The following is a 25,792-nucleotide window of genomic DNA, read 5'->3' as shown; positions in this document are numbered from 1 at the left end:
CTGTTAACATGAAAGCGACTACAAAAAAGAATGCGCTAACCTGGTTAAAAGAGGGCGGTATTTACGTCGTCCTGCTGGTGTTGCTGGCAATCATTATTTTCCAGGATCCGACGTTCCTGAGTTTGATGAACCTGAGTAACATTCTGACGCAGTCTTCAGTGCGTATTATTATTGCCCTCGGTGTAGCGGGTCTGATTGTGACCCAGGGTACGGACCTGTCTGCCGGGCGTCAGGTGGGCCTGGCAGCCGTTGTGGCAGCAACCTTGCTACAGGCAATGGACAACGCCAATAAAGTGTTCCCGCATCTGGATACCGTGCCGATTCCGGTGGTGATGCTGATTGTGTGTGTGATTGGTGCGCTGATTGGCCTGGTGAACGGTGTGATCATCGCCTATCTGAAGGTGACGCCGTTTATCACCACGCTGGGTACCATGATTATCGTTTATGGTATTAACTCACTCTATTTTGACTATGTGGGTGCTTCGCCAGTCGCAGGATTTGATGCCGGTTTCTCTAAATTTGCTCAGGGCTTTTTCCGCTTCGGTGATTTTAAGCTCTCTTACATTACCTTCTATGCGTTGATTGCTATCGCGTTTGTCTGGATTCTGTGGAATAAGACACGCTTCGGTAAGAACATTTTTGCCATCGGCGGTAACCCGGAAGCGGCAAAAGTGTCTGGTGTGAATGTGCCTTTCAACCTGATTCTGGTGTATGCGCTGTCAGGGGTGTTTTATGCCTTTGGCGGGATGCTGGAAGCGGGCCGTATCGGTAGTGCAACCAATAACCTCGGCTTTATGTATGAGCTGGATGCGATCGCAGCCTGTGTGGTTGGCGGTGTTTCCTTCGCCGGTGGCGTGGGGACCGTCGCTGGTGTTGTTACCGGCGTGTTAATTTTCACCGTCATTAACTATGGTTTGACCTATATTGGTGTGAACCCATACTGGCAGTACATTATTAAGGGCGGCATTATTATTTTCGCGGTCGCTCTGGACTCACTCAAGTACGCGCGCAAGAAGTAATTGCCCGGTTATTTGCAGCAGGTTCGAAACGGCCCCAGAGTGGGCCGTTTTTTTTGTTTTTATCTCAGAAATAAACGTTATCGAACTGATTGGTAAATAAAGCGTTAAAAGTGTCATTTTTCATAGGGATAGCAGCGATGGAATCTATTGGAAAGCGGGCGCTAACTTACTGAAGATAAAAATTTTAAATGGATGAGCAGCAAAAAATGCTGGGGCAAAATTATGCTCGTTGACTTTATTTAAAGCAGTGGCAAACTGCGCGCAATATCGTTCTTTTCTTTGGATTTTTAATCCCTATGTCTACCTGGACTCGCCCCGTGCTGCTGCTGCTGTGCGGCCTTATGCTGTTGACTGTTTCCATTGCGGTGTTAAACACCCTGGTTCCGCTTTGGCTGACGCACGATCAGTCAGCAACCTGGCAGATTGGAATGGTGAGCTCTTCCTATTTTACCGGCAATTTGCTGGGGACGATTATCGCCGGAATGTTAATTAAACGTTACGGGTTTAACCGTTGTTATTATTTCGCTTCGGTGGTGATTGCCGTGGCTACCGGTTTATTGCTGCCTTTGGCGGGATTCTGGTCGTGGAGCCTGCTACGTTTTATTGCCGGCATCGGCTGTGCGCTGATTTGGGTGGTGGTTGAGAGTGCGTTATTACGCAGCGGCACGGTACGGAATCGTGGTCAGCTTTTAGCGGCCTATATGATGGTTTATTATCTGGCAACGGTTGCGGCTCAGTTGTTAGTGAGCAAGTTACCTACAGCCTTGTCCCACGTTATTCCGTGGGTCACTGTACTTATTTTGTGTGCGATTTTGCCGCTGGTGTTTACGCGCGTCGCTTCTGCACAGGAAGAGGTGATTGAGCCGAGTTCTGCTGCTCGCATCTGGCCGATGTTCCGTCGTCGCGGTTCGCGCCTGGGCATTAATGGTTGCATCATTTCCGGCATTGTTTTGGGTTCACTGTATGGTTTGATGCCGCTGTTTCTTTCCCATCAGGGAATGAGCGATGCCAGCGTTGGCTACTGGATGGCGCTGTTAATCAGTGCCGGTATTCTTGGACAGTGGCCAATCGGCAAGCTGGCCGACCGTTTTGGTCGTTTGCTGGTGCTCCGGGTGCAGGTGTTTGTGATTATTCTTGGTGCCCTGGCGATGCTGTCCGGCGCAGCGATGGGACCTTCACTGTTTGTGTTGGGTCTGGCGGGCTTTACCCTTTATCCGGTTGCGATGTCCTGGGCTTGTGAAACGGTTTCTCATCATGAGTTAGTCGCCATGAATCAGGCACTGCTGCTGAGCTATACCATCGGCAGTCTGGTGGGGCCTGGCATGACGGCGGTGTTGATGCAGAGCTATTCCGATCGTCTGTTGTTCGTGACCATTGCTACCGTGGCGCTGGTGTATCTGTTTATGCTGCTGCGCAAAGCCGATCGCAGCGCTACACCGGTTGCACACGCCTGATTTAATTTGGCAGGCGATGTGCTGGAAAGCTGCTGTGGGTTCGGGGGCAGTGTGTTTGAAGTCGCTGTCAATTCGGGTGGCAGGTCAGACATTTATGCAATGAACTGGAAAGCTGCTGTGGATTCAGGTGGCAGGTCAGACAATGGGGGGTATGACTGCAAAGGAACCCGTATCCCTACGATCCGCTGGCACATCCATGTGCCAGAGGCATTTGCTGTCATACCCCCCATCATCTTCCCAATAGCAGCAGTGCGGCTGCCAGAAGCTTGAGCCGTTGGTGAGTTTTAATGCTCATCTTCCAGACGGCCTGCTTTCAGGCAACAGAGTCGTATGGATTTCGGAGGGCAGGGTGATCGGAGCGAGCCACGTCGCAGCCCGATTGCCCTACAGGCCGAGGTATCTCGGTTTCACAGGCGATGGTTTTGACCTTACCCTCAACCTCAACTCTCAAAATAACGCTAAATAAAGCGGATCAGAACACCACTGGGTGCCCATAACCGGCCAGAATCTGCTGAATATGTTCCAACGTGGCCCGGCTCGGTGGCTTCACACCCTCTAACGGATAGGTTTCCCCCAGAACGTCCCACTTATGCTTGCCTAACTCGTGATAAGGCAACAGCTCAATCTTCTCGATGTTATCCATCCCTGCGGTAAACTCGCCGAGCAAATGCGCTGAAGCATCGTCATCGGTATAACCCGGAACAACCACATAGCGAATCCAGGTACGAATGCCGCGCTTTTGCAGATAACGGGCGAAATCCAGCGTGCGATGATTGGAAACGCTGGTCAGAACCTGATGAACCTCATCATTCACCTGCTTAATATCCAGCATCACTAAATCGGTCACATCCAGCAACTCATCAATCACTGCATCATAACGACGGACAAACCCATTGGTATCAAGACAGGTATGAATCCCGGCCGCATGGCAGGCGCGAAACCAGTCGCGAACAAACTCGGCTTGTAAAATTGCTTCGCCGCCGGAAGCGGTCACGCCACCCCCCGACGCCTTCATGAAATGTTTATAGCTCACCACTTCCTGCATCAGCTCATCAACCGTGACCTCTTTACCCGCATGGGTATCCCAGGTATCGCGGTTATGGCAATACAGACAGCGCATCAGACATCCTTGAAAAAAGGTGATAAAGCGAATGCCTGGACCATCTACGGTGCCACAGGACTCACTGGAATGGATTCTTCCGTTTACGGACATGGTTATCACCTCACGACTTCACAGAACAGGGAAAATGGGCCTCAGTAATGAGGCCCGGCAACGCAATTACATCGACTTGGTAAAAGTACGGGTAATAACATCCTGCTGCTGTTCTGGTGTCAGCGCATTGAAGCGCACTGCATAGCCAGACACGCGAATGGTCAACTGTGGGTACTTATCAGGGTGCTCCATGGCATCCAGCAACATCTCGCGATTCATCACGTTAACATTCAGATGCTGCCCACCTTCAGTCTCACCATCATGATGGAAATATCCGTCCATCAGTCCCGCCAGGTTGGATTTACGCACATCATCACTTTTCCCTAACGCATCCGGGACGATGGAAAAGGTGTACGAAATACCATCACGCGCATATTCAAAGGGAAGTTTGGCAACGGAAGTCAGTGAGGCAATTGCCCCTTTCTGATCTCGCCCATGCATCGGGTTGGCTCCCGGACCGAATGGCGCGCCAGAGCGACGACCATCGGGGGTATTACCGGTTTTTTTGCCGTAAACCACATTCGAGGTAATGGTCAGTACTGACTGGGTTGGCACGGCATTTCGGTAAGTGGTCAGGCGCTGAATTTTCTTCATAAAGCGCTCAACCAAATCGCAGGCAATATCGTCTACGCGAGCATCGTTATTACCAAACTGCGGATACTCACCGTTAATCTCGAAATCTGTCGCGATACCGTCCGCATTGCGTACCGGTTTCACTTCCGCATATTTAATCGCCGAGAGTGAGTCGGCAGCGACGGACAATCCGGCAATGCCGCAGGCCATGGTACGGTAAACGTCCCGGTCGTGCAGGGCCATGAGTGAGGCTTCGTAGCTGTACTTATCATGCATATAGTGAATGATGTTCAGCGCGGTAACATACTGCTGTGCCAGCCAGTCCATAAAGTGATCCATGCGGGCGAGCACGGTATCGTATTGCAGCACTTCATCGGTGATTTTTGGCTCCACCGGTCCGACTTGCGCCAGCGATTTTTCATCAACGCCACCGTTAATTGCATACAGCAACGTTTTAGCGAGATTGGCACGAGCACCAAAGAACTGCATCTGTTTGCCAACGATCATCGGGCTAACGCAGCAGGCAATGGCATAGTCATCATTGTCAAAGTCTGGGCGCATTAAATCGTCATTTTCATACTGCAAGGACGACGTATCTATCGACACCTTCGAGGCATATTTCTTGAAATTGGTCGGCAGATTTTCTGACCACAGAATGGTCATATTCGGTTCCGGTGACGGTCCCATGGTATAGAGCGTATTCAGGAAGCGGAAAGTGGTTTTGGTGACTAAAGTGCGGCCATCAACCCCTTGTCCAGCCAGTGACTCCGTTGCCCAAATGGGATCGCCAGAAAACAGTTCATCGTATTCTGGGGTACGCAGAAAACGCACCATACGCAGTTTCATGACCAGATGATCGACTAACTCCTGCGCCTCACTTTCCGTCAGGCGGCCTGCCTGCATATCACGTTCAAAGTAGATATCCAGGAAGGTGGATACGCGACCAAACGACATCGCTGCGCCATTTTGTGATTTAACGGCGGCCAGGTAGGCAAAGTAAGTCCATTGCACGGCTTCCTGAGCGGTTGTTGCCGGGCCAGAGATATCGCAGCCGTACTTGGCGGCCATCACCTTGATTTGATTTAACGCGTGGTGTTGATCGGTAATCTCTTCACGCAGGCGAATTGTGGCTTCAAGATTAACGCCCTGTTCCAGATCGGCCTGAAGTGAGGTGAACTGAGCCAGTTTGTCCTGCATCAGAGCATCAATGCCATACAGTGCCACCCGACGATAATCGCCGATAATACGGCCACGACCGTAGGCATCCGGTAAGCCGGTCAACACGCCAGATTTACGGCAGCGCATAATATCGGGCGTATAGACATCAAACACACCCTGATTATGGGTTTTGCGGTACTCGGTAAAAATGGTTTTGATAGCGGGGTCAAGCTCGCGACGATAAACGTTACAAGAGCTCTCCACCATTTTGATCCCGCCAAACGGAATAATGGCACGCTTCAAAGGCGCATCGGTTTGCAAGCCAACAATTTTTTCCCGTGGATGATCGATGTATCCGGCGGCGTGCGAGGTAATCGTAGAGATCACGTCAGTATCGAAGTCATAAGGTTCGTGCGTCTTATTCTCGACTTTGATCTTTTCCAGCACCTCATTCCATAAGATGGTGGTGTTTTCTGTGGCACCCGCAAGGAAGCTTTCGTCACCGGTATAAGGGGTGTAGTTTTTCTGGATAAAGTCGCGCACGTTGATGCTGGTTTGCCATTCACCTGAGGCGAAGCCCTGCCAGGCACTGTGCTGTTTTTCATTCAGTACTGTCATGATATACCTACCTTATTAAAGGAGCTTTCTTACGGCGCGTCTTCAGATTCAGACACGGCTTTTGATTCAGTTAATTGCGTTGGGCCGCCAGCGCGTAAATAGATCACCCAATATGTCAGCCCGACCAGAACACCCCCGCCAATAATATTGCCGAGCGTCACCGGGATAAGATTATCGATAATAAATCTTACCGGCGTCAGAGATGAAAACTGTGCGGCGCTGGCTCCGGTGAGCTGCCAGAATTCAGGGCTGGAGAAATCACGAATAACAATTGCCAGCGGAATAAGGAACATATTAGCAATGCTGTGTTCAAAGCCACTGGCAACAAACATGGCGACCGGAAGGATTAATACTAAAACTTTATCGGTGAGTGACCGGCCAGAATAACTCATCCAGACACCGAGACAGACCATTAAATTCGCCAGAATACCGAGGCAGACCGCTTCAATAAAACTGTGGTGCATTTTGTGATCGGCAGTTTGCAGGACATTCAACCCCCACGCGCCCTGTGCTGCCATACCCTGTTGGGCAAGAGCAATTAAGGCCACAAACAGCAGGGCGCCAATCAGATTACCGACATACACTGTCAGCCAGTTCCGGGCCAACTGCCCCCAGCTAATGCGTCCACTGGCTTTAGCGACCACAATCAGGACGGTTGACGTAAAGAGATCTGCACCGCCGACCACTACCAGGATCAGGCCCAGGGAAAAACAGATACCGCCAATAAAGCGCACCAGCCCCCAGGGTAAGTCCGAGGCTCCAGTGGTGACGGTAATATAGAAGACAAAGGCAATGGAAATAAAAACCCCTGCAGTAATGGCAAGGAAGAAAGTGGTCAACGGGTGTTTTGTGGCTTTGTAGACCCCGGTTTCTTCTGCCACTTTTGCCATAGCAGGAGGAAGTAATAAGTTGAATGGATTGTTTGCTTTCATTTTTCTGCTCTCAGCAGGATTTACAGGAAAATATTAGCAATTACTGGCGTGGGAAGAGTTGATTTAGATCATTATTTCTTGGGGTGAAATAACAAAGTTGTGAGGCAGGACAAGGTTAAAGTAAATGCAATGTTGCTGGTGTTAATTTTGATAACACAGCCACATGGATGCGTTATTTTTTCTCATGTCTTTACTTTTAAATGGTCTGAAAATAAAGAATGTAAAAATAGAGGAGTAAAAAATTGATATTACTGAAAAAGACTCCCCGACTTACTGTCGGGGAGTCTTAGATATTACTTGTTCGCCCAGAATTTACGCTTAGCCGCCTGCAGCTTTTCATAAGCCTGCAACAGAGACTGATGCGCCGGGAAGGCGTGCAGATCGTCGTCAACGGCCTGCAGACCATAGAACGGAGCTTCACCGCTGATGGCCGCAGATGCCGCTTCCAGCGCTTCTGCGCCATACATGCGGGAGAATGCATGGTGGTACTGTAATGGCTCGCGCTCATCTTCCATCGCTAACAGCAGCAGAGTCTGCAGGCAACGGTAGTAATTAGCACGCTCAGGGGTGAAGACGGAGCTGTTGAATTCCATCGTCCACTCAGTCCAGGTCAGGGCCTGATCCAGATCGCCACCAGCCAGCGCCAGCATGGCTTTCAGTTCGCCAATGCGCAGGGTGTACCAGCCATTGTCTTTACCGCTTGCCAGACCAAGCAGTTCACGCACGCGCGTGAAGTCATCATGGCCTTCTTCATCCAGTTGAGCGATCAGATCGAGATACTCTTCCGGATTCCAGTTGGTCTCTGGCAGGGCCAGCAGCGTTTCGCGCAGGTTGGCACCCATGTTGTTGTTTGCCAACAGCAAATCTTCTGCCGGATAGATATCAGACATGCCCGCCACAATAATACGGCAAGCATACACACTCAGGTGTTCGTAATCGGCAATGTACACGTCCTGGCCTTCTTCTTTAAAGATAGCCATCAACGTTGCGAACTCTTGCTCGGTCGTGCCTGAGAAGCTCCAGTCAACAAACGGATAATCCGCATCTTGCTTGAACATATCCCAGGAGATCAGGCCGCTGGAGTCGATAAAGTGGGTTTCCAGATTGGCGTGTTCAGCCACTTCTTCATCATCGAATGTTGGCGGAGTGAAGACATCCAGATCTTTCAGGCCACGACCTTGCAGCAGCTCGGTAACGGTACGCTCCAGCGCCACGCCAAAGTCTGGGTGTGCACCGAACGAGGCGAAGCAGGTGCCATTAGCCGGGTTGAAGAGCACCACACAAATGACCGGGTACTTGCCGCCCAGGGAAGCATCGTAGGAGAAGATAGGGAAACCTTCTGCTTCCAGGCGTTCAATGGAAGCGACCACACCCGGATAGCGCTGCATAACGCTCTCTGGAATTTCTGGCAGGCTGATGGACTCTGCAATAATGCGGTTTTTAATGTGGCGCTCAAAGACTTCAGACAGCCCCTGCACGCGAGCTTCATTGGCCGTATTGCCCGCAGACATGCCGTTCGACACGTACAGGTTGCCAATAATGTTCATAGGGATGTAGACCGTTTGCTGGTCTGACTGGCGGGTAAATGGCAAGCCACAGATCCCGCGCTCTTCGTTACCCGATTGCAGATCAATCAGATCTGATCCACCCAGTTCATTTTCAGGATCGTAGAAAGCGCGCAGACGATCGTCCAGGATGCCTTCCGGCAGGCTGTTATCAGCGGGCACCGGGAACCATTTCTCATTCGGGTAGTGTACGAAATCGCCGTTAGCGATGGCTTTGCCTAACCAGAAGTCAGCAAAGAAATAGTTGGTCGACAGGCGCTCAAAATATTCCCCCAAGGCTGATGCCAGTGCGGCTTTCTTGCTGGCACCTTTACCATTGGTAAAGCAGAGCGGGCAATCACGATCACGGATATGAACGGACCATACGTTGGGTACGGGATTCAGCCATGAGGCCTCTTCAATGTTGAAACCGAGGTCCAACAGTTTTTGCTGGAAGCGTTCGATAGAATCTTCCAACGCGGCGTCTTTGCCGGGAATGAATGTTTGCGTCATGGAGCCGCTCTCTCTGTAGTCGTGATGGGGCATAAAGCGCGCAATGATACGGATTTTGCGAGGGGTGCGCTATCCGGACAACGATTTTTTCTGCCAATCATTCTGCCTTCCTCCCACAGGGTGTGAAGTCCATTTTTTACTACGCCGAATAGACCTCACAAAATTTCGTTAGCTTTTGCATTCGTAACATAAGCTGCGGCGAGACGGATGCAAGAAATGTGATCGTGACCGGATTTATGATTGCAGCTACCCGGTGGCAATGATAAAACCGAGAGCATATTGATAACCGTTTTATATGACAGTGGTGAGTGGACATGACCCAGGTTTACAATTTTAGCTCCGGCCCAGCCATGCTGCCGGTTGAAGTGCTCCGTCGTGCGGAACAAGAACTGACAAACTGGCACGGGCTGGGGACCTCCGTAATGGAGATCAGCCATCGCAGTAAAGAGTTTATTCAGGTTGCGACTGAAGCTGAGCAAGACTTCCGTGATCTTCTGAATATTCCACAAAACTACAAAGTTTTATTCTGTCACGGCGGGGCGCGAGCTCAGTTTGCTGCTTTACCGGGCAACCTGTTGGGTAACGCAACCACCGCAGACTACGTCGATGGCGGTTACTGGGCCTATAGCGCAATCAAAGAAGCGCAAAAATACTGCTCACCCCGCACGATTGATGCCAAAATCACGGTCGATGGCAAACGCGCTATCTTGCCAATGCGTGACTGGCAGCTGAGTGATGACGCGGCCTACCTGCATTACTGCCCGAATGAAACCATTGATGGCATCGCAATTGATGAAGAACCGGATTTTGGTGACAAAGTCGTGGTCGCTGACCTCTCTTCAACCATCTTATCGCGCCCGTTGGACATCAATCGCTATGGCGTTTTGTATGCTGGCGCGCAGAAAAACATTGGACCAGCTGGCTTAACCCTGGTGGTAGTACGAGAAGATCTGCTGGGTAAAGCACAAAAGTATGTGCCTTCCATCCTCGATTACACCGTGTTGTCTGAAAACGAATCGATGTTTAACACCCCGCCAACTTACGCCTGGTATCTCTCTGGTCTGGTATTCAAGTGGCTGAAAGAGAAGGGCGGGATTGCTGAAGTGGATAAAATCAATCAGGCAAAAGCTGACCTGCTATATGGTGTGATTGATAAGAGCGACTTCTACCGCAATGATGTGGCTACCAGTAACCGTTCACGCATGAACATTCCATTCCAGCTGGCAGACTCTGCGCTGGATAAAGTGTTCCTGGATGAGTCCGTGAACGCGGGCTTGCACGCGTTGAAAGGTCACCGTGTAGTGGGTGGCATGCGTGCATCCATCTACAATGCGATGCCGCTGGAAGGCGTAAAAGCACTGACCGATTTCATGGTGGACTTTGAACGCCGCCACGGTTGATTCATACTGTCTGCCCCAACCCCGTCGTACGGCGGGGTTTTTTGTCTTATCTGGAGATTAGGTTTCACAATGCAGGACTCCCTGACCCTACAACCGATTGCCCGTATTGACGGCACCGTTAACCTGCCCGGTTCAAAAAGCGTATCGAACCGTGCGCTGTTGCTCGCGGCATTGGCGAAAGGCACCACGCGCCTGACCAATCTGCTTGATAGCGACGATATCAAACACATGCTTAATGCGCTGCAAGCGCTGGGTGTCAGCTATCAACTTTCTGCCGACCGCACTGTCTGCGAAGTGACTGGCAATGGCGGTGCTCTGGTGGCACAAGAGCCGCTGGAACTGTTCCTCGGGAACGCCGGTACGGCGATGCGCCCACTGGCAGCGGCATTGTGTCTGGGCCAGCAAGATGTGGTATTGACCGGCGAACCGCGCATGAAAGAGCGTCCAATTGGGCACCTGGTTGATGCGTTACGTCAGGGCGGTGCGGAGATTGAGTATCTGGAAAACCCAGATTACCCACCGCTGCGCCTGCGTGGTGGCTTCAAAGGCGGCGCAGTGAGCGTAGACGGTAGTGTATCCAGCCAGTTCCTGACGGCACTTCTGATGACCGCACCGCTGGCGGAGCAGGATACTGTCATCACCATCAAAGGTGACCTGGTATCTAAACCGTACATTGATATCACGCTGAACCTGATGGCGTGCTTTGGTGTGCAGGTCGAAAACGAGCAGTACGGCCGCTTCGTGATTAAGGGCCAGCAGCAGTACATCGCGCCAGGTGATTACCTGGTCGAAGGTGATGCCTCTTCTGCTTCCTACTTCCTGGCTGCGGCTGCGATTAAAGGCGGCACGGTGCGTGTCACCGGCATTGGTCGCAATAGCGTCCAGGGCGACATTCGCTTTGCGGATGTGCTAGAGCAAATGGGTGCCGTGGTTGAATGGGGAGATGATTACATCGCCTGCACGCGTGGTGAGCTGAAAGGGATCGATATGGATATGAACCATATCCCGGATGCTGCCATGACTATCGCCACCGCCGCCTTGTTTGCCGAGGGCACCACGCAGTTGCGTAACATTTACAACTGGCGTGTAAAAGAGACCGATCGCCTGACGGCCATGGCGACCGAGTTGCGTAAAGTCGGGGCTGAAGTGGAAGAGGGTAACGATTATATTCGTATCACTCCACCGGCTCAGTTGGTACATGCTGAGATTGGCACCTACAATGATCATCGTATGGCGATGTGTTTTTCACTGGTTGCGCTGTCAGACACACCGGTGACGATTCTTGATCCAGGCTGTACGGCGAAAACTTTCCCTGACTACTTCCAACAGTTAGGCAAACTCAGCCACTCGGCCTAAGGTAGTAACCCGGCGACAGGACGCTGTTGCCGGGTTTTGCTGCGAAACTGGTACGATTGTTGAGCGACATTTCTAAATTCTATCAAAATTTTCATCCTGTGAGCGCTAAAGGCTAACTAACGGCGCATAGGCCGAGTATAATGCGCCCCATTCTTATGCAGCCTGGCAGGCTGTTATACTCAGCATGCTGCAAACAGGAGAAAATGATGACGGCGAACGCCCCGGTCATAACCATCGACGGACCAAGTGGAGCAGGTAAAGGCACCCTCTGCAAAGCGATGGCAGAAACGCTGCAGTGGCATTTATTGGACTCTGGCGCCATTTATCGTGTGCTGGCACTGGCAGCTTTACATCATCAGGTTGATATTGAATCGGAAGAAGCGCTGGTCCCACTGGCCGCTCACCTTGATGTACGTTTTGTTTCTGAACAGGGTGAAATGAAAGTCATCCTTGAAGGCGAAGAAGTCACCGGTGAAATTCGTACCCAGGAAGTCAGTAATACCGCTTCGCGTGTGGCTGCTTTCCCGCGTGTTCGCGAAGCTCTGCTGCGACGTCAGCGTGCATTCCGTGATGAACCGGGCCTGATTGCCGATGGCCGAGACATGGGCACCGTGGTTTTCCCTGACGCGCCGGTGAAAATTTTTCTTGATGCGAGTTCGGAAGAGCGCGCGCAGCGCCGTATGCTACAGTTGCAGGAAAAGGGCTTTAGTGTTAACTTTGAGCGCCTTTTAGCCGAGATAAAGGAACGTGATGACCGCGATCGTAATCGCGCCATTGCACCATTAGTTCCCGCAGCAGATGCTCTGGTACTGGATTCAACCAGTATGAGCATTGAGCAAGTGATTGAAAAGTCACTGAGTTATGCGCGTGAAAAACTGGGTCTTCCTGCGGCTTAAGAAACGAATTTTGTAGTACCCCCTGCTCACAGGACGTTAGCAGGCATGTGAAACAACCCCACCCGAAAGGTATGTCAGGTGGACGTTAAATTGAAGAATCCTGAAGATTATCAATATGACTGAATCTTTTGCTCAACTATTTGAAGAATCACTGAAAGAAATCGAAACCCGTCCGGGTTCCATCGTTCGCGGCGTTGTTGTCTCTATCGACAAAGACGTTGTGCTGGTTGATGCGGGTCTGAAATCTGAGTCTGCAATCCCTGCAGAGCAGTTCAAGAACGCAGCCGGTGAACTGGAAATCCAGGTGGGCGACGAAGTTGACGTTGCTCTGGATGCAGTAGAAGACGGCTTCGGTGAAACCCTGCTGTCCCGTGAGAAAGCTAAACGTCACGAAGCTTGGATCACGCTGGAAAAAGCTTACGAAGATGCTGAAACTGTTACCGGTGTTATCAACGGCAAAGTTAAAGGTGGCTTCACAGTTGAGCTGAACGGTATTCGTGCGTTCCTGCCAGGTTCACTGGTTGACGTGCGTCCAGTTCGCGATACCCTGCACCTGGAAGGCAAAGAGCTTGAGTTCAAAGTAATCAAGCTTGATCAGAAACGTAACAACGTGGTTGTTTCTCGCCGCGCAGTTATCGAATCTGAAAACAGCGCAGAGCGCGATCAGCTGCTGGAAAACCTGCAGGAAGGCATCGAAGTTAAAGGTATCGTTAAGAACCTGACTGACTACGGCGCATTCGTTGATCTGGGCGGTGTTGACGGCCTGCTGCACATCACTGATATGGCATGGAAACGCGTTAAGCATCCAAGCGAAATCGTGAACGTTGGCGACGAAATTGCAGTTAAAGTACTGAAATTCGACCGCGAACGTACTCGTGTATCTCTCGGCCTGAAACAGCTGGGCGAAGATCCATGGGTTGCTATCGCTAAGCGCTACCCAGAAGGCACCAAGCTGACTGGTCGTGTAACCAACCTGACCGACTACGGCTGCTTCGTTGAAATCGAAGAAGGCGTTGAAGGCCTGGTACACGTTTCTGAAATGGACTGGACCAACAAGAACATTCACCCATCTAAAGTTGTTAACGTGGGCGATGTTGTTGAAGTTATGGTTCTGGACATCGACGAAGAGCGTCGTCGTATCTCCCTGGGTCTGAAGCAGTGCAAAAACAACCCATGGCAGCAGTTCGCTGAGACCCACAACAAAGGCGATCGCGTTGAAGGTAAAATCAAGTCAATCACTGACTTCGGTATCTTCATCGGCCTGGACGGCGGCATCGACGGTCTGGTTCACCTGTCTGACATCTCCTGGAACGCGACTGGCGAAGAAGCCGTTCGTGAGTACAAAAAAGGCGACGAAATCGCTGCCGTTGTACTGCAGGTTGATGCAGAGCGCGAGCGTATCTCTCTGGGCGTTAAACAGCTGGCAGAAGATCCGTTCAACAACTACATCACTTTGAACAAGAAAGGTGCTATCGTCACCGGTAAAGTGACTGCAGTTGACGCTAAAGGTGCTACAGTTGAATTGGCAGACGGCGTTGAAGGTTACCTGCGCGCTTCTGAAGCTTCACTGGACCGTATCGAAGACGCAACTCTGGTTCTGAGTGTTGGTGACGACGTTGAAGCTAAATTCACCGGCGTTGACCGTAAGAACCGCGTTGTAAGCCTGTCTGTACGTGCTAAAGACCAGGCTGATGAGAAAGAAGCTATCAACACTGTTAACACCAAACAGGATGAAGGCAACTTCTCTAACGCTATGGCTGAAGCGTTCAAAGCGGCTAAAGGCGAGTAATCGACCTGACGTCCCGGGCGGTGTAATGCCGCCCGTATCAGTAACATCAGCTGCTTTATCTTTCCCCACAGGGATTAACCGGAGGATACATGACCAAGTCAGAACTGATTGAAAGACTTGCCAGCCAACAAACTCATATTCCGGCGAAAGCCATTGAGGATGCGGTGAAAGAGATGCTCGAGCACATGGCCACTACGCTGGCTGAAGGTGAGCGCATCGAAATCCGGGGATTCGGCAGTTTCTCTCTGCACTATCGTGCACCGCGCACTGGCCGTAACCCGAAAACGGGTGACAAGGTGGATTTGGAAGGTAAATACGTTCCCCACTTCAAGCCAGGCAAAGAGTTGCGTGACCGCGCGAATATTTACGATCAGTCTAAATAATCGCACATCATCACGCATTGGCTGTTACTGAACGCTAAGAAACGACATCTCCGGGTGTCGTTTTTTTTTGCTCGCAATAAATTTGGGAACCCTGTTCCACTTCCGCTGCAACCCGTGTGCATAAACTAAAAAAGGTTGCGCATCCCCTCGTACGCTTGTTTTTAACGTCTGTAAACCATCAGCAAACGCGTCAAAATGTCGCTTTCGCCAGGAAGCGTACTGATGCCGATGACATGGATATGCCTCGCCAGACTGACATTGCTTATGGGATTGCCCCTCTTGTGGCTCCCCGCCATTCCACAAGGTGTCTCCCTCACGATTGCAGCAATCATTGCCCTCGCTATGCTGATGTTAGGTGGAAAAATCATCCGTGTTCTGGCCGTGTGCCTGCTGTTAGCCTGTTGGATGTTAACGGAAGCTCATCAGATTGTGTCTGTCACCGAAAGACTGAGTCGCGCTCCGGTATCGATGAAAGTGGAAGTGAGGGAGGCTGACACCCGTCGTGGCCAAATTCGGGTCAGGGTTATCCAGCATGAAGAAAAGTATCAATTCCCACCGCTGTATATCTGGCTGACCGTAGCCGATCCTGCCCTCTATTGCGACGGGCAGATATGGCAAATGCAGGTAAAACTGCGTCCCGTTCATGCCCGTCTTAACCAGGGGCTGTTTGATGCCCAGCGTTTTGCCCTGGCGAATCACACGCCATTACAAGGGAAAGTGCAGCAGGCCCAGGCGTTGCAGGCTGCATGCAGCTGGCGCTGGCGTTGGGTGAACTACCACCAGCAGTTGATACAACCCTTGCCACAGCAGGCTACGTTGCGGGCACTGGCATTTGGCGATCGCAGTGCGCTCTCCACTGAAATACGGACGTTGTTAAAGGAGACTGGAACGGCGCACTTAATGGCGATTTCAGGCATGCACATTGCTTTAGCGGCGGCTGTTGGCGTGTTGTTGATGCGGGGCGTGCAGTTTTTTCTGCCGACATCGCGTATTGGTTTCATGCTACCGCTCATCGCCGGTGGGGTGATGGCAGGGCTGTATAGCTGGATATCGGGTAACCATCTTCCGGCACAAAGAGCCATGCTGGCGCTGATATTGTGGGGGATAACACAGTGTCTGAGTTTACGCTTAACGTGTTGGCAGCTCTGGACGCTTTGTATTGCAGGATTAGTGATTGTGGACCCATTAACCCTGCTTTCTGACAGCTTTTGGCTCTCAGCGATTGCCGTACTACTGCTGTTGATCTGGTGCCGTAACTTTCCGCTGCCGCCTCGGTTCAGGCAGCAAAAACGCTGGTGGCTACTCCAGTTGCTGCATTTACAGCTGGGGATGATGCTGTTGATGGTGCCGGTACAGGCAACCATTTTTGGTGGTCTGAGCCTGAGTGCTTTGCTGGCGAATCTGGTGGCGATCCCGGTGGTTTCGCTACTGACGGTTCCCTTGCTGCTGGCCGCCATGCTGATGCCCCATGCAACGCTGAGCTACGCGTTGTGGTGGCTGGCGGATGGCACATTACACATCACCTTCTGGCTGTTGCAGCAACTGCCCACCGCATGGGTCGCGTTGTATGACGGCATGTTTTGGGCACTGACGCTATGGGGAGGGTTATTGCTGTGGCGTTGTGGCTTCGTTTGGCGCGCTCCGGCAAGTTGCCTGGCCTGCGCCATGTTAGTGCTGCTGTGGCGTTTGCCAGAAGACAAAGGCTGGCGTATTACGCTGTTAGATGTCGGGCACGGTTTGAGCGTGGTGATTCAACAAGGGAGAGAAGCGGTGCTCTACGATGCTGGTCCCCGCTGGGCTGAGGATAATGCCGGGGATCGCATTATTGTGCCGTGGCTACAGCGGCAGGGACTGAAAGTAAAATCTGTGATTCTTAGTCATAAACACCTCGATCATGTTGGTGGGTTGTCGGCAGTGAAACGGCATTTTCCCGATGCCGAATTGCGCAGTGCCCTGGGGTGGGAAGGGCACTTACCTTGCCAGCGTGGCGAGCAATGGCAGTGGCAGCAACTCCGCTTTACTGTACTGTGGCCGGAAAACAGCCCGGGCGCTGGGCAAAATAATGACTCCTGTGTGATTCGGGTCAGTGACGGTCAGGTTAGCCTACTGCTCACGGGGGACCTGGAGCAGAGTGGGGAGCGTCAACTGGTCGCGCTGGAGAAGGAAAATTTGCGCAGTGATATTTTGCAGGTGCCACATCATGGCAGTAAGACCTCATCCACTTCACTGTTCTTACGGCAGGTCTCGGGCGAGACCGCCTTAGCCTCTTTAGCCCGCTATAATGCATGGCGGATGCCAGCAAAATCCGTACTGGAGAGTTATCAGAAACAGGGTTACACCTGGTACGATACCGGACAGTCAGGGCAGATCAGCGTCAAAATTCAGGCCGGAAATATGCAAGTTGCTGGTCTGAGAGAACAAATTTTACCCCGTTGGTATCATCAGTGGTTTGGCGTCAAACGCGATTCCAGGTAGAATGATCGGCTATTTCAAACAGCGTGAAAATATAATGCATCAAGACAAAGATCTCTCAACCTGGCAGACATTCCGTCGACTCTGGCCAATGATCGCCCCACACAAAGCGGGTTTAATTGTGGCCGCAGTGGCGCTGGTGATCAACGCCGCAGGCGACACCCTTATGCTCTCCCTGTTGAAGCCTTTACTGGATGACGGCTTTGGCAAAGCGGATAAATCAGTATTACTGTGGATGCCGCTGGCGGTGATTGGCCTGATGCTGATTCGTGGTATTACCAGCTATATCTCAAGTTATGGCATCTCCTGGGTCTCTGGTCAGGTGGTGATGAACATGCGCCGTCGTCTGTTTGGTCACATGATGGGCATGCCGGTCTCCTTCTTTGATCAGCAGTCAACAGGTACGCTGTTGTCTCGCATCACTTATGATTCTGAACAGGTAGCCTCTTCATCTTCCAGTGCGCTGGTCACCGTGGTGCGTGAAGGTGCCTCGATCATCGGCCTGTTTATCATGATGTTCTATTACAGTTGGCAGCTGTCGTTAATTCTGATTGTGCTGGCACCTGTGGTCTCGTTTGCGATCCGTAACGTCTCCAAACGTTTCCGTAATATCAGCAAAAACATGCAGAACACCATGGGGCAGGTGACCACCAGTGCAGAACAGATGCTGAAAGGGCATAAAGAAGTCTTGATGTTTGGTGGCCAGGATGTAGAAACCGAGCGTTTCTCACGCGTCAGCAACCGCATGCGCCAGCAGGGCATGAAACTGGTTTCTGCTTCGTCTATCTCCGATCCTATCATTCAGCTGATTGCTTCACTGGCGCTGGCTTTCGTGCTGTATGCAGCCAGTTTCCCAAGCGTAATGGATACTCTGACTGCCGGTAGTATCACCGTGGTCTTCTCCTCAATGATTGCGCTGATGCGTCCATTGAAATCACTGACTAACGTCAATGCGCAGTTCCAGCGCGGCATGGCAGCCTGCCAGACCTTGTTCTCCATCCTCGATACCAAGCAGGAAGAAGATACCGGCAACCGTGAGCTGGTGCGTGCTAAAGGCGAAATCGAATTCCGTAACGTCACCTTTACCTACCCAGGCCGCGATACCCCTGCGTTACGCAACATCAATCTGCATTTGCCTGAAGGTAAAACGGTCGCGCTGGTAGGACGTTCTGGTTCTGGTAAGTCGACTCTGGCGAGTTTGTTGACGCGTTTCTATGATATCCAGCAGGGCGAAATTTTACTGGATGGGCACGACCTGCGTGAGTATCAGCTGCGCGCACTGCGTAACCAGGTTGCGCTGGTTTCCCAGAGTGTCCACCTGTTTAACGATACCATCGCGAATAACATCGCCTATGCGCGCGAAGACCAGTACAGCCGTGAAGAGATTGAACGTGCGGCGACGATGGCACACGCCATGGACTTCATCAATAAAATGGACAATGGCCTGGATACGGTGATTGGTGAGAACGGTGTGCTGCTTTCTGGTGGTCAGCGCCAGCGTATTGCGATTGCCCGTGCGCTGCTGCGTGACTCCCCGATTTTGATTCTCGATGAAGCGACTTCAGCACTGGATACCGAATCTGAACGTGCTATCCAGTCTGCGCTGGACGAGCTCCAGAAAAACCGTACTTCACTGGTGATTGCGCACCGCCTGTCGACCATCGAAAAAGCCGATGAAATTGTGGTCGTGGAAGATGGCTACATCGTTGAGCGCGGTACACATGAGGTGCTTCTCGCCCAGCAGGGAGCTTATGCTCAGCTGCACAAAATGCAGTTTGGCGCATGATAGCGCGTATCTGGAGTGGTAAATCCCCGCTCTGGGTGCTGCTCTGGCCGTTCAGCCTGTTGTATGGCGCGGTCAGCGGCATTATCCGGTTAAGCTATCGGCTTGGATTGCGCAAAAGCTGGCGCTCTCCCATACCGGTTGTGGTGGTTGGAAACCTGACGGCGGGTGGCAATGGCAAAACGCCACTGGTTATCTGGCTGGTGCAGGCGCTGCAGCAGCAAGGTTATGAAGTGGGTGTGGTGTCTCGTGGCTACGGCGGGAAAGCGCAAAGCTATCCGTTGTTAGTCACGGCACAGACCGCCACTGACCAGGCTGGCGATGAGCCGGTGCTCATTGCTCAACGGACCAACGCCCCGGTTGCCGTGGCACCTCGTCGTCGGGCGGCGATTGAGCGTTTACTGGCGAAATACCCGCTGGATATCATCATCACCGATGATGGCCTACAGCATTACGCACTGCAGCGTAATGTTGAAATTGTGGTGGTGGACGGTGAGCGTCGCTTCGGCAATGGCTGGTGGCTGCCAGCCGGGCCGATGCGCGAGCGTGCCTCTCGCTTAAAGCAGGTTGATGCCGTAGTGACAAATGGCGGCACAGCCCTGGCGGGAGAAATTGCGATGACGCTCAGCCCAGGGCTGGCTGTCAATATGCGCAGCGGCGAGAAGCGAGCGCTGTCCACCTTCAAAGAGGTGGTCGCGATGGCGGGTATTGGCCATCCACCGCGTTTCTTCAACACGTTGCGCCAGCAAGGGCTAACGCCAGTGGCTGAAATCGCTTTTGCCGATCACCATGCTTATCACAAAGCAGAACTGGTCGCGCTGACCCAGCCGGAACAACCGCTGCTGATGACGGAAAAAGATGCGGTGAAATGCCGCACCTTTGCGCAGGAAAACTGGTGGTATTTACCGGTGGATGCACAACTGCAAGGTGATGCGCTTGCACCGCTCATGCAAAAAATTACCGCGCTTTGTAAGGCTGAGTAATAAGCGAGCAAAGCGTAGGTTAAAAGGTGCGGCAGTGCCATTGCTGCCGCACTAACTTTGCTCGTAACCCCTGTTTCCTCCCCGCTTCACCTCCCCAGCTATGCTATGCTAGCACCCACTTGTTATCGGTCCGTGATGGAGGATTTATGGATCACCGCTTACTCGAAATCGTTGCCTGCCCGGTATGTAATGGCAAGCTGTACTACAATAATGCTCAGCAGGAATTGATTTGTAAGCCTGACGGCCTGGCATACCCAGTGCGTGATGGCATTCCGGTGCTACTGGAAAATGAAGCCCGCACGCTAACGGCAGAAGAGATTCATCCATGAGTTTCATCGCGGTTATCCCTGCGCGCTATGCTTCTACCCGTTTACCGGGAAAACCGTTGCTGGATATCCACGGTAAGCCAATGGTCGTGCACGTGATGGAGCGCGCCCGCGAATCGGGTGCCAGTCGCGTCATTGTGGCAACCGATCACGATGAAGTAGCAGCGGCAGTCATCGCAGCGGGTGGTGAAGTGTGTATGACCCGTGCCGATCATCAGTCGGGCACTGAACGCCTGGCGGAAGTCTGCGAAAAACTGCAATTTGCCGATGACGATATCATTGTTAATGTGCAGGGCGATGAGCCGATGGTGCCTGCGGACATCGTACGTCAGGTTGCTAATAACCTTGCGGGGGCGACATCCGCAGGGATGGCAACGCTGGCGGTGCCCATTCACGATGCGGAAGAGGCATTTAACCCCAACGCCGTGAAAGTCGTGACTGACGCTGAAGGCTATGCTCTCTATTTCTCTCGCGCCACCATCCCCTGGGATCGTGAACGCTTTGCGCAGTCGCGTGAAGAGATCGGCGATTCTCTGCTGCGCCACATCGGTATTTATGCTTATCGCGCCGGTTTCATTCGTCGCTATGTGGCATGGGAACCTTGTGCGCTGGAAAAAATCGAACTGCTGGAGCAACTTCGCGTGCTCTGGTATGGCGAAAAGATTCACGTCGCTGTTGCACTGACCGTGCCTGGCACAGGCGTAGATACCGCCGAAGACCTGGTTCGGGTACGCGCAGCTATGCAGCCTTAAATCCGGTAGCCTGTCTGTTGCAGACAGGCATCGTGGTACGGAGGGGGAAAATGGAACAGCTAAAAAAAGAGCTGGCCATCGTATTGGGGAAATCACTCAGTCGCGTTGAACCCATCAGCGAGCAACCCCCCGCCCGTTTATACGCCCTGTACGATGAAGCCGGCGAACCATTGCCGATGATGGCGAAATATTACCGGCATCAGGGGCGAGCAGCGCTGGAAGCGAAAAAGCTGGCGATGCTGGGCCACGAAGGATTGATACAGGTGCCCGCGGTGTATGGGCTGGTACTGAGCCAACAGCCACCGGTACACGAAATGCTGCTCCTCGAACGGATCAAAGGCATCTCCGCAGAGGCGGCTTCAGGTGATGTTTCCCGCCGTCAGCAACTCTTTGAGCAGGTGGTCGAAGGGCTCCTTGGCTGGCATCGTATTCAGAGTCATGGCCTGATCGGCAGCGTCGACAGCGTTCAGGAAAATAACTGGCCAGTCTGGTATCGCCAAAGCGTTGAAGTGTTGTGGGCCACATTAGGCTATCTACGTCCGCCTTTCTTTACCCAGGAAGATCGCCAAATCCTGTTTCGCAGTCGTGCGCAGTTCAAACGTCTGTTTAACGACTTTGATGACCCTGCGGTGATGTTGCACGGTAACTTCCGTCTCTCCAGTATTATCAAAGAACCGCACAGCGATCTGCTGCTGGCCATGGCCGAGCCGGGTAACATTCTGTGGGGGCCGCGTGAATATGAGCTGATCTATCTGTCCGATCAGGGCGTAGAGGGGGAATTATTACGTCTCTATCTCAGCCACGCTCCGGTAGATGACGGCTTTATGTGGCGCCGCTGGCTCTATCAACTCTGGTCTTGCGTTGATAGCCTGGTGCACAGCGGCGAGTTCGATCGCGCGCGCTTCGATCACGCGCGCAACCAGCTATTGCCGTGGCTCGGTTGACGGTGAGCGAATGCCCTTCATCCACTGCCATAACTGCCCCAGCAGCTCATAACTTGCACGTTCACTGTGACCCAGCCACACCGCAGAAGGGGTGACGCGTTCAAACCAGTACAGTGGTGAGGTGATCGCCATTTGGTTTGCGGGCACCGGAATCGGTTTCAGCCCGGCAGCTTCAAAGAAACGCATGGCGCGAGGTAAATGGCTGGCGGAAGTGACTAACAGGAACGGATGGTCACCAATTGCCGCCCGCACCGCATGAGACTCCTCTTCGGTATCCTTTGGTTGACTCAATGCCAACGTATGGTCGGCGGGTACACCGAGGCTCTGCGCCACTTTTGCCGCGGTTTCAGCATTGCTCATAGGATTGTCTCCCCCCGCAGCGCCGGTAAATACCATGATCGCGGAAGGATGGCGTAGCCACTGCCGAACCCCTTCCGTGACGCGAGGCAGGCTGTTGCTAATGAGATTAGAGCTGGGTGCCCAGTCTGGGTTATAGGTGTAACCCCCCCCGAGGACCACAATGTAGTCATACTTCGCATCGCCATTCCACGTCGGGTAACTCTCTTCCACGGGCAGCAAGAGACGGTCGGCAACCGGCTGCAGGCTCAGCAGCAACAGCACTAGCCAGCCAGCAGAAATGAGAATTTTACCGGCTTTCTGCCAGCGGCTAAACCAGAGCAGCAAAATCCCGGCCGCTATAACCAATAACAGAAACGGCAAAGGCAGTAGCAGGCCGCCAGTCACTTTTTTCAGGTAAAAAAGCATCGTTAAACTCCCCTGTTGAACGAAAAAACGGCAGCCGGGTGACAACCTCGGGATGAAAGGTTCATTCCTGGCTTTCCTGTGACAAAATAGCATAAGTTTCAGTGCAGCATACCGGAGTCCATGCCATGCAGGATCGTAACTTTGACGACCTCGCAAAGAAGTTTTCAAAAAATATTTATGGCACGACCAAAGGCCGGATTCGCCAGGCCATCCTGTGGGATGAGCTAAACGCGTTGTTACCGACGCTGCCAGAAGGTCCGTTGCAGATCCTCGATGCCGGTGGCGGTATCGGGCAGATATCCAGCGGACTGGCGGCACAGGGGCATCAGGTGCTGTTGTGCGATCTCTCTGCGGAAATGCTGCGTCTGGCGCAGGAACATGCGCAGGCAGAGGGTGTGAGCCAGAACATGCAATTCAAACAAATTAGCGCCCAGCAGGTGGGCGAACATTTGGATAAACCGGTTGATCTGGTATTGTTTCACGCGGTGCTGGAGTGGGTTGCAGAACCCGAACAGGTGTTAAAAGCGCTGTACAACGTACTGTCGCCGGGCGGCGTATTATCCCTGATGTTCTATAATCGCCACGGCCTGACGCTACGCAACCTGACACTGGGTAACTTCGGTTATTTGCGTGCCGACATGGCGAAACGCAAGAAGAGCACACTCTCACCCGATTATCCGCGCGATCCCGTAGAGGTCGAGGGCTGGCTGAGCGCCTGCGGCTTTGTTACTGAAGCACGAGCCGGGATCCGCGTGTTCTGCGACTATATGTCAGAGCCGCCACAACGCGGGGAAGGAACGGAAGCAATTATTGAGATGGAGCGACGTTACTGCCGTCAGGAGCCTTTCCTGAGCCTTGGACGCTATATTCACGTAACGGCGCGTAAACCCGTAAAACAGGACGAACTATGAGTGAATTTTCCCAGACGGTTCCCGAACTGGTGAACTGGGCGCGTAAGAATGACTTCTCGCTTACGCTGCCGGTTGAACGTCTGGCCTTTTTGCTGGCCATTGCCACCCTGAACGGTGAGCGCATGGATGGCGAAATGAGTGAAGGCGAACTGATTGATGCCTTTCGTCACGTCAGCAAGGCTTTCGAACAAACCCATGAAACGGTCCTGGTGCGTGCCAACAACGCCATCAATGACATGGTGCGTCAGCGCCTGATTAACCGCTTTACCAGCGAACTGGCTGAAGGCCATGCAATCTATCGCCTGACACCGCTGGCCATCGGCATTACCGACTACTATATCCGCCAGCGTGAATTCTCCACGCTGCGCCTCTCGATGCAGCTCTCTATCGTCGCCCAGGAACTTAAACGTGCCGCCGATGCCGCGGATGAAGACGGTGATGAGTTCCACTGGCAGCGCAATGTCTTCGCGCCGTTGAAATATTCCGTCGCGGAAATTTTTGACAGCATCGATATGAGTCAACGTCTGATGGACGAACAGCAGCAGTCAGTGAAGAATGACATCGCGGACCTGCTGAACAAAGACTGGCGTGCAGCGATTTCCAGTTGTGAACTGCTGTTATCCGAAACATCCGGCACGTTGCGTGAGTTGCAGGACACGCTGGAAGCGGCAGGCGATAAGCTCCAGGCCAATCTGTTACGCATTCAGGATGCCACGCTGAACAGCCCAGACCTCGGCTTTGTCGATAAGCTGGTGTTTGATCTGCAAAGCAAGCTGGATCGTATTATCAGTTGGGGACAGCAAGCGATTGATCTGTGGATTGGCTATGACCGCCATGTACACAAATTTATTCGTACCGCCATCGATATGGATAAAAACCGCGTCTTTGCGCAGCGTTTACGCCAGTCGGTGCAGAACTATTTTGATAACCCATGGGTATTGACGTACGCCAATGCCGACCGCCTCTACGACCTTCGTGATGACGAAATGACATTACGCAATGACGAGGTGATGGGTGAGTTGCCGCCTGAGATGGAGTTCGAAGAATTCAATGAAATTCGTGAACAGCTGGCAGCCATGATTGAAGAAGCTTTACAGAGTTATAAAACCGAACAGAAACCGCTCCACCTTGCTAGCGTGATGCGCGATTATCTGGCCCAGTATCCACGCGCACGCCATTTTGATCTGGCGCGTATTGTGGTGGATCAGGCCGTCAGGTTAGGGGTGGCGGAAGCGGATTTAGCCGGTTTACCTGCTGAATGGCAGGCCATTAATGAATACGGAGCCAAGGTGCAGGCACATGTCATCGACAAATATTGAACAAGTGATGCCAGTTAAGCTGGCGCAGGCACTGGCGAATCCGATTTTCCCTGCGCTGGACAGCCAGTTGCGCGCAGGCCGTCATATCGGCATTGAAGATTTGGATAACCACGCTTTCCTGATGGATTATCAGGACTATTTAGGCGAATTTTACGCCCGTTATCATGTTGAACTGGTGCGAGCGCCGGAGGGGTTCTTCTACCTGCGCCCACGCTCGACCACGCTCATTCCCCGTTCAGTGCTCTCTGAGCTGGATATGATGGTAGGGAAAATTCTTTGTTACCTCTATCTCAGCCCGGAACGTCTGGCAAACGAAGGTATCTTCACCCAGCAAGAGCTGTATGACGAACTGCTGTCGTTAGCGGATGAGAGCAAACTCCTGCGTTTCGTCAATCAGCGCTCAACCGGTTCTGACCTTGACCGCAGCAAATTGCAGGAAAAAGTGCGTGCCTCACTGACGCGCCTGCGCCGCCTCGGCATGGTGTGGTTTATGGGCAATGACAGCAGCAAATTCCGCATTATCGAGTCGGTGTTCCGCTTCGGCGCGGACGTGCGCAGCGGAGACGATCCGCGTGAAGCCCAGCTCCGCCTGATCCGCACGGGAGATGCACAGATCCCGGTGCAGGCCGTGGCCGATGAGCCAGAAGAAAATGACCATGAAGCGAATGATAGCGCGGAGGACGAGTAAG

At 52.5% G+C, this 25,792-nt stretch carries 21 protein-coding genes; 16 read left to right on the top strand and 5 right to left on the bottom strand.

Going from position 1 to position 25,792, the window contains the following annotated elements:
• Nucleotides 1-8: 8 nt before the first annotated feature.
• Nucleotides 9-1,019 carry a galactose/methyl galactoside ABC transporter permease MglC gene (gene mglC / locus F3J40_RS03620; RefSeq protein ID WP_167012619.1) on the top strand — a complete coding sequence of 337 codons (1,011 nt, stop codon included), beginning with the start codon at nucleotides 9-11 and terminating at the stop codon, nucleotides 1,017-1,019.
• A 296-nt stretch (nucleotides 1,020-1,315) separates the two neighbouring features.
• Nucleotides 1,316-2,473, top strand: a complete 1,158-nt coding sequence (locus tag F3J40_RS03615; protein WP_167012618.1) for an MFS transporter — start codon at nucleotides 1,316-1,318, stop codon at nucleotides 2,471-2,473.
• A gap of 472 nt (nucleotides 2,474-2,945) precedes the next feature.
• Here F3J40_RS03615 and pflA read toward each other — a convergent pair whose 3' ends face one another.
• From pflA to ycaO, 4 genes are all read right to left on the bottom strand, one after another.
• Entirely contained in the window at nucleotides 2,946-3,686 is a 741-nt protein-coding gene (pflA, locus tag F3J40_RS03610; RefSeq protein ID WP_167012617.1) for a pyruvate formate lyase 1-activating protein, read from the bottom strand.
• 66 nt (nucleotides 3,687-3,752) lie between these two features.
• Nucleotides 3,753-6,035: a formate C-acetyltransferase gene (gene pflB / locus F3J40_RS03605; RefSeq protein ID WP_167012616.1), complete on the bottom strand. Its 2,283-nt coding sequence runs from the start codon at nucleotides 6,033-6,035 to the stop codon at nucleotides 3,753-3,755.
• A gap of 29 nt (nucleotides 6,036-6,064) precedes the next feature.
• Nucleotides 6,065-6,967: a formate transporter FocA gene (gene focA, locus F3J40_RS03600; protein WP_167012615.1), complete on the bottom strand. Its 903-nt coding sequence runs from the start codon at nucleotides 6,965-6,967 to the stop codon at nucleotides 6,065-6,067.
• 293 nt (nucleotides 6,968-7,260) lie between these two features.
• A complete protein-coding gene (ycaO, locus tag F3J40_RS03595; RefSeq protein WP_167012614.1) occupies nucleotides 7,261-9,024 on the bottom strand; it encodes a 30S ribosomal protein S12 methylthiotransferase accessory factor YcaO in 1,764 nt (587 codons plus the stop codon).
• Nucleotides 9,025-9,338: 314 nt separating this feature from the next.
• Between ycaO and serC the strand changes: the two genes are divergently transcribed.
• The 11 genes from serC to F3J40_RS03540 all read left to right on the top strand — a co-directional run bounded on the left by serC (nucleotide 9,339) and on the right by F3J40_RS03540 (nucleotide 22,108).
• Nucleotides 9,339-10,424 carry a 3-phosphoserine/phosphohydroxythreonine transaminase gene (serC, locus tag F3J40_RS03590; protein WP_167012613.1) on the top strand — a complete coding sequence of 362 codons (1,086 nt, stop codon included), beginning with the start codon at nucleotides 9,339-9,341 and terminating at the stop codon, nucleotides 10,422-10,424.
• 69 nt (nucleotides 10,425-10,493) lie between these two features.
• On the top strand, nucleotides 10,494-11,780 hold the full coding sequence (aroA, locus tag F3J40_RS03585; protein WP_017349556.1) for a 3-phosphoshikimate 1-carboxyvinyltransferase: 1,287 nt from the start codon (nucleotides 10,494-10,496) through the stop codon (nucleotides 11,778-11,780).
• Between the two features lie 206 nt (nucleotides 11,781-11,986).
• On the top strand, nucleotides 11,987-12,676 hold the full coding sequence (gene cmk, locus F3J40_RS03580) for a (d)CMP kinase (protein ID WP_167012933.1): 690 nt from the start codon (nucleotides 11,987-11,989) through the stop codon (nucleotides 12,674-12,676).
• Nucleotides 12,677-12,791: 115 nt separating this feature from the next.
• Nucleotides 12,792-14,465, top strand: coding sequence for a 30S ribosomal protein S1 (gene rpsA, locus F3J40_RS03575; RefSeq protein ID WP_167012612.1), 1,674 nt, complete (start codon nucleotides 12,792-12,794; stop codon nucleotides 14,463-14,465).
• 89 nt (nucleotides 14,466-14,554) lie between these two features.
• A complete protein-coding gene (ihfB, locus tag F3J40_RS03570; RefSeq protein WP_017349553.1) occupies nucleotides 14,555-14,848 on the top strand; it encodes an integration host factor subunit beta in 294 nt (97 codons plus the stop codon).
• A gap of 222 nt (nucleotides 14,849-15,070) precedes the next feature.
• Nucleotides 15,071-17,323: a DNA internalization-related competence protein ComEC/Rec2 gene (locus F3J40_RS03565; protein WP_167012611.1), complete on the top strand. Its 2,253-nt coding sequence runs from the start codon at nucleotides 15,071-15,073 to the stop codon at nucleotides 17,321-17,323.
• A gap of 34 nt (nucleotides 17,324-17,357) precedes the next feature.
• Nucleotides 17,358-19,106: a lipid A ABC transporter ATP-binding protein/permease MsbA gene (gene msbA / locus F3J40_RS03560; protein ID WP_167012610.1), complete on the top strand. Its 1,749-nt coding sequence runs from the start codon at nucleotides 17,358-17,360 to the stop codon at nucleotides 19,104-19,106.
• A complete protein-coding gene (lpxK, locus tag F3J40_RS03555; protein WP_167012609.1) occupies nucleotides 19,103-20,086 on the top strand; it encodes a tetraacyldisaccharide 4'-kinase in 984 nt (327 codons plus the stop codon). The genes msbA and lpxK overlap by 4 nt, the downstream gene beginning before the upstream one ends.
• A gap of 146 nt (nucleotides 20,087-20,232) precedes the next feature.
• The gene (locus tag F3J40_RS03550; RefSeq protein WP_017349549.1) at nucleotides 20,233-20,415 is read left to right on the top strand and encodes a Trm112 family protein; all 183 of its coding nucleotides are present in this window, start codon (nucleotides 20,233-20,235) and stop codon (nucleotides 20,413-20,415) included.
• Nucleotides 20,412-21,164, top strand: coding sequence for a 3-deoxy-manno-octulosonate cytidylyltransferase (gene kdsB, locus F3J40_RS03545; protein ID WP_167012608.1), 753 nt, complete (start codon nucleotides 20,412-20,414; stop codon nucleotides 21,162-21,164). The genes F3J40_RS03550 and kdsB overlap by 4 nt, the downstream gene beginning before the upstream one ends.
• Before the next feature lie 50 nt (nucleotides 21,165-21,214).
• Entirely contained in the window at nucleotides 21,215-22,108 is an 894-nt protein-coding gene (locus F3J40_RS03540) for a phosphotransferase (RefSeq protein ID WP_167012607.1), read from the top strand.
• Here the strand turns inward: F3J40_RS03540 and elyC are convergent.
• A complete protein-coding gene (gene elyC, locus F3J40_RS03535) occupies nucleotides 22,088-22,873 on the bottom strand; it encodes an envelope biogenesis factor ElyC (protein WP_167012606.1) in 786 nt (261 codons plus the stop codon). The two genes, F3J40_RS03540 and elyC, sit on opposite strands and share 21 nt — an antisense overlap.
• A 125-nt stretch (nucleotides 22,874-22,998) precedes the next feature.
• Here elyC and cmoM point away from each other — a divergent pair, with 125 nt between their 5' ends.
• Genes cmoM through mukE form a run of 3 tightly spaced genes read left to right on the top strand, consistent with a single transcriptional unit; the run spans nucleotide 22,999 to nucleotide 25,791 of the window.
• Nucleotides 22,999-23,784, top strand: a complete 786-nt coding sequence (gene cmoM / locus F3J40_RS03530) for a tRNA uridine 5-oxyacetic acid(34) methyltransferase CmoM (RefSeq protein WP_167012605.1) — start codon at nucleotides 22,999-23,001, stop codon at nucleotides 23,782-23,784.
• A complete protein-coding gene (gene mukF / locus F3J40_RS03525; RefSeq protein ID WP_017349544.1) occupies nucleotides 23,781-25,103 on the top strand; it encodes a chromosome partition protein MukF in 1,323 nt (440 codons plus the stop codon). The genes cmoM and mukF overlap by 4 nt, the downstream gene beginning before the upstream one ends.
• On the top strand, nucleotides 25,084-25,791 hold the full coding sequence (gene mukE / locus F3J40_RS03520; protein WP_167012604.1) for a chromosome partition protein MukE: 708 nt from the start codon (nucleotides 25,084-25,086) through the stop codon (nucleotides 25,789-25,791). The genes mukF and mukE overlap by 20 nt, the downstream gene beginning before the upstream one ends.
• Nucleotide 25,792 lies beyond the last annotated feature (1 nt).

Source organism: Candidatus Pantoea multigeneris, from assembly GCF_011752615.1.
Taxonomy (GTDB): domain Bacteria; phylum Pseudomonadota; class Gammaproteobacteria; order Enterobacterales; family Enterobacteriaceae; genus Pantoea; species Pantoea multigeneris.
This window is presented reverse-complemented; position numbering and strand designations above follow the sequence as displayed.

Excerpts from the sequence above, each read along its gene's own strand:
- mglC (WP_167012619.1), top strand. The coding sequence starts at position 9 with ATGAAAGCGACTACAAAAAAGAATGCGCTAACCTGGTTAAAAGAGGGC.
- F3J40_RS03615 (WP_167012618.1), top strand. The coding sequence starts at position 1,316 with ATGTCTACCTGGACTCGCCCCGTGCTGCTGCTGCTGTGCGGCCTTATG.
- pflA (WP_167012617.1), bottom strand. The coding sequence starts at position 3,686 with ATGTCCGTAAACGGAAGAATCCATTCCAGTGAGTCCTGTGGCACCGTA.
- pflB (WP_167012616.1), bottom strand. The coding sequence starts at position 6,035 with ATGACAGTACTGAATGAAAAACAGCACAGTGCCTGGCAGGGCTTCGCC.
- focA (WP_167012615.1), bottom strand. The coding sequence starts at position 6,967 with ATGAAAGCAAACAATCCATTCAACTTATTACTTCCTCCTGCTATGGCA.
- ycaO (WP_167012614.1), bottom strand. The coding sequence starts at position 9,024 with ATGACGCAAACATTCATTCCCGGCAAAGACGCCGCGTTGGAAGATTCT.
- serC (WP_167012613.1), top strand. The coding sequence starts at position 9,339 with ATGACCCAGGTTTACAATTTTAGCTCCGGCCCAGCCATGCTGCCGGTT.
- aroA (WP_017349556.1), top strand. The coding sequence starts at position 10,494 with ATGCAGGACTCCCTGACCCTACAACCGATTGCCCGTATTGACGGCACC.
- cmk (WP_167012933.1), top strand. The coding sequence starts at position 11,987 with ATGACGGCGAACGCCCCGGTCATAACCATCGACGGACCAAGTGGAGCA.
- rpsA (WP_167012612.1), top strand. The coding sequence starts at position 12,792 with ATGACTGAATCTTTTGCTCAACTATTTGAAGAATCACTGAAAGAAATC.
- ihfB (WP_017349553.1), top strand. The coding sequence starts at position 14,555 with ATGACCAAGTCAGAACTGATTGAAAGACTTGCCAGCCAACAAACTCAT.
- F3J40_RS03565 (WP_167012611.1), top strand. The coding sequence starts at position 15,071 with ATGCCGATGACATGGATATGCCTCGCCAGACTGACATTGCTTATGGGA.
- msbA (WP_167012610.1), top strand. The coding sequence starts at position 17,358 with ATGCATCAAGACAAAGATCTCTCAACCTGGCAGACATTCCGTCGACTC.
- lpxK (WP_167012609.1), top strand. The coding sequence starts at position 19,103 with ATGATAGCGCGTATCTGGAGTGGTAAATCCCCGCTCTGGGTGCTGCTC.
- F3J40_RS03550 (WP_017349549.1), top strand. The coding sequence starts at position 20,233 with ATGGATCACCGCTTACTCGAAATCGTTGCCTGCCCGGTATGTAATGGC.
- kdsB (WP_167012608.1), top strand. The coding sequence starts at position 20,412 with ATGAGTTTCATCGCGGTTATCCCTGCGCGCTATGCTTCTACCCGTTTA.
- F3J40_RS03540 (WP_167012607.1), top strand. The coding sequence starts at position 21,215 with ATGGAACAGCTAAAAAAAGAGCTGGCCATCGTATTGGGGAAATCACTC.
- elyC (WP_167012606.1), bottom strand. The coding sequence starts at position 22,873 with ATGCTTTTTTACCTGAAAAAAGTGACTGGCGGCCTGCTACTGCCTTTG.
- cmoM (WP_167012605.1), top strand. The coding sequence starts at position 22,999 with ATGCAGGATCGTAACTTTGACGACCTCGCAAAGAAGTTTTCAAAAAAT.
- mukF (WP_017349544.1), top strand. The coding sequence starts at position 23,781 with ATGAGTGAATTTTCCCAGACGGTTCCCGAACTGGTGAACTGGGCGCGT.
- mukE (WP_167012604.1), top strand. The coding sequence starts at position 25,084 with ATGTCATCGACAAATATTGAACAAGTGATGCCAGTTAAGCTGGCGCAG.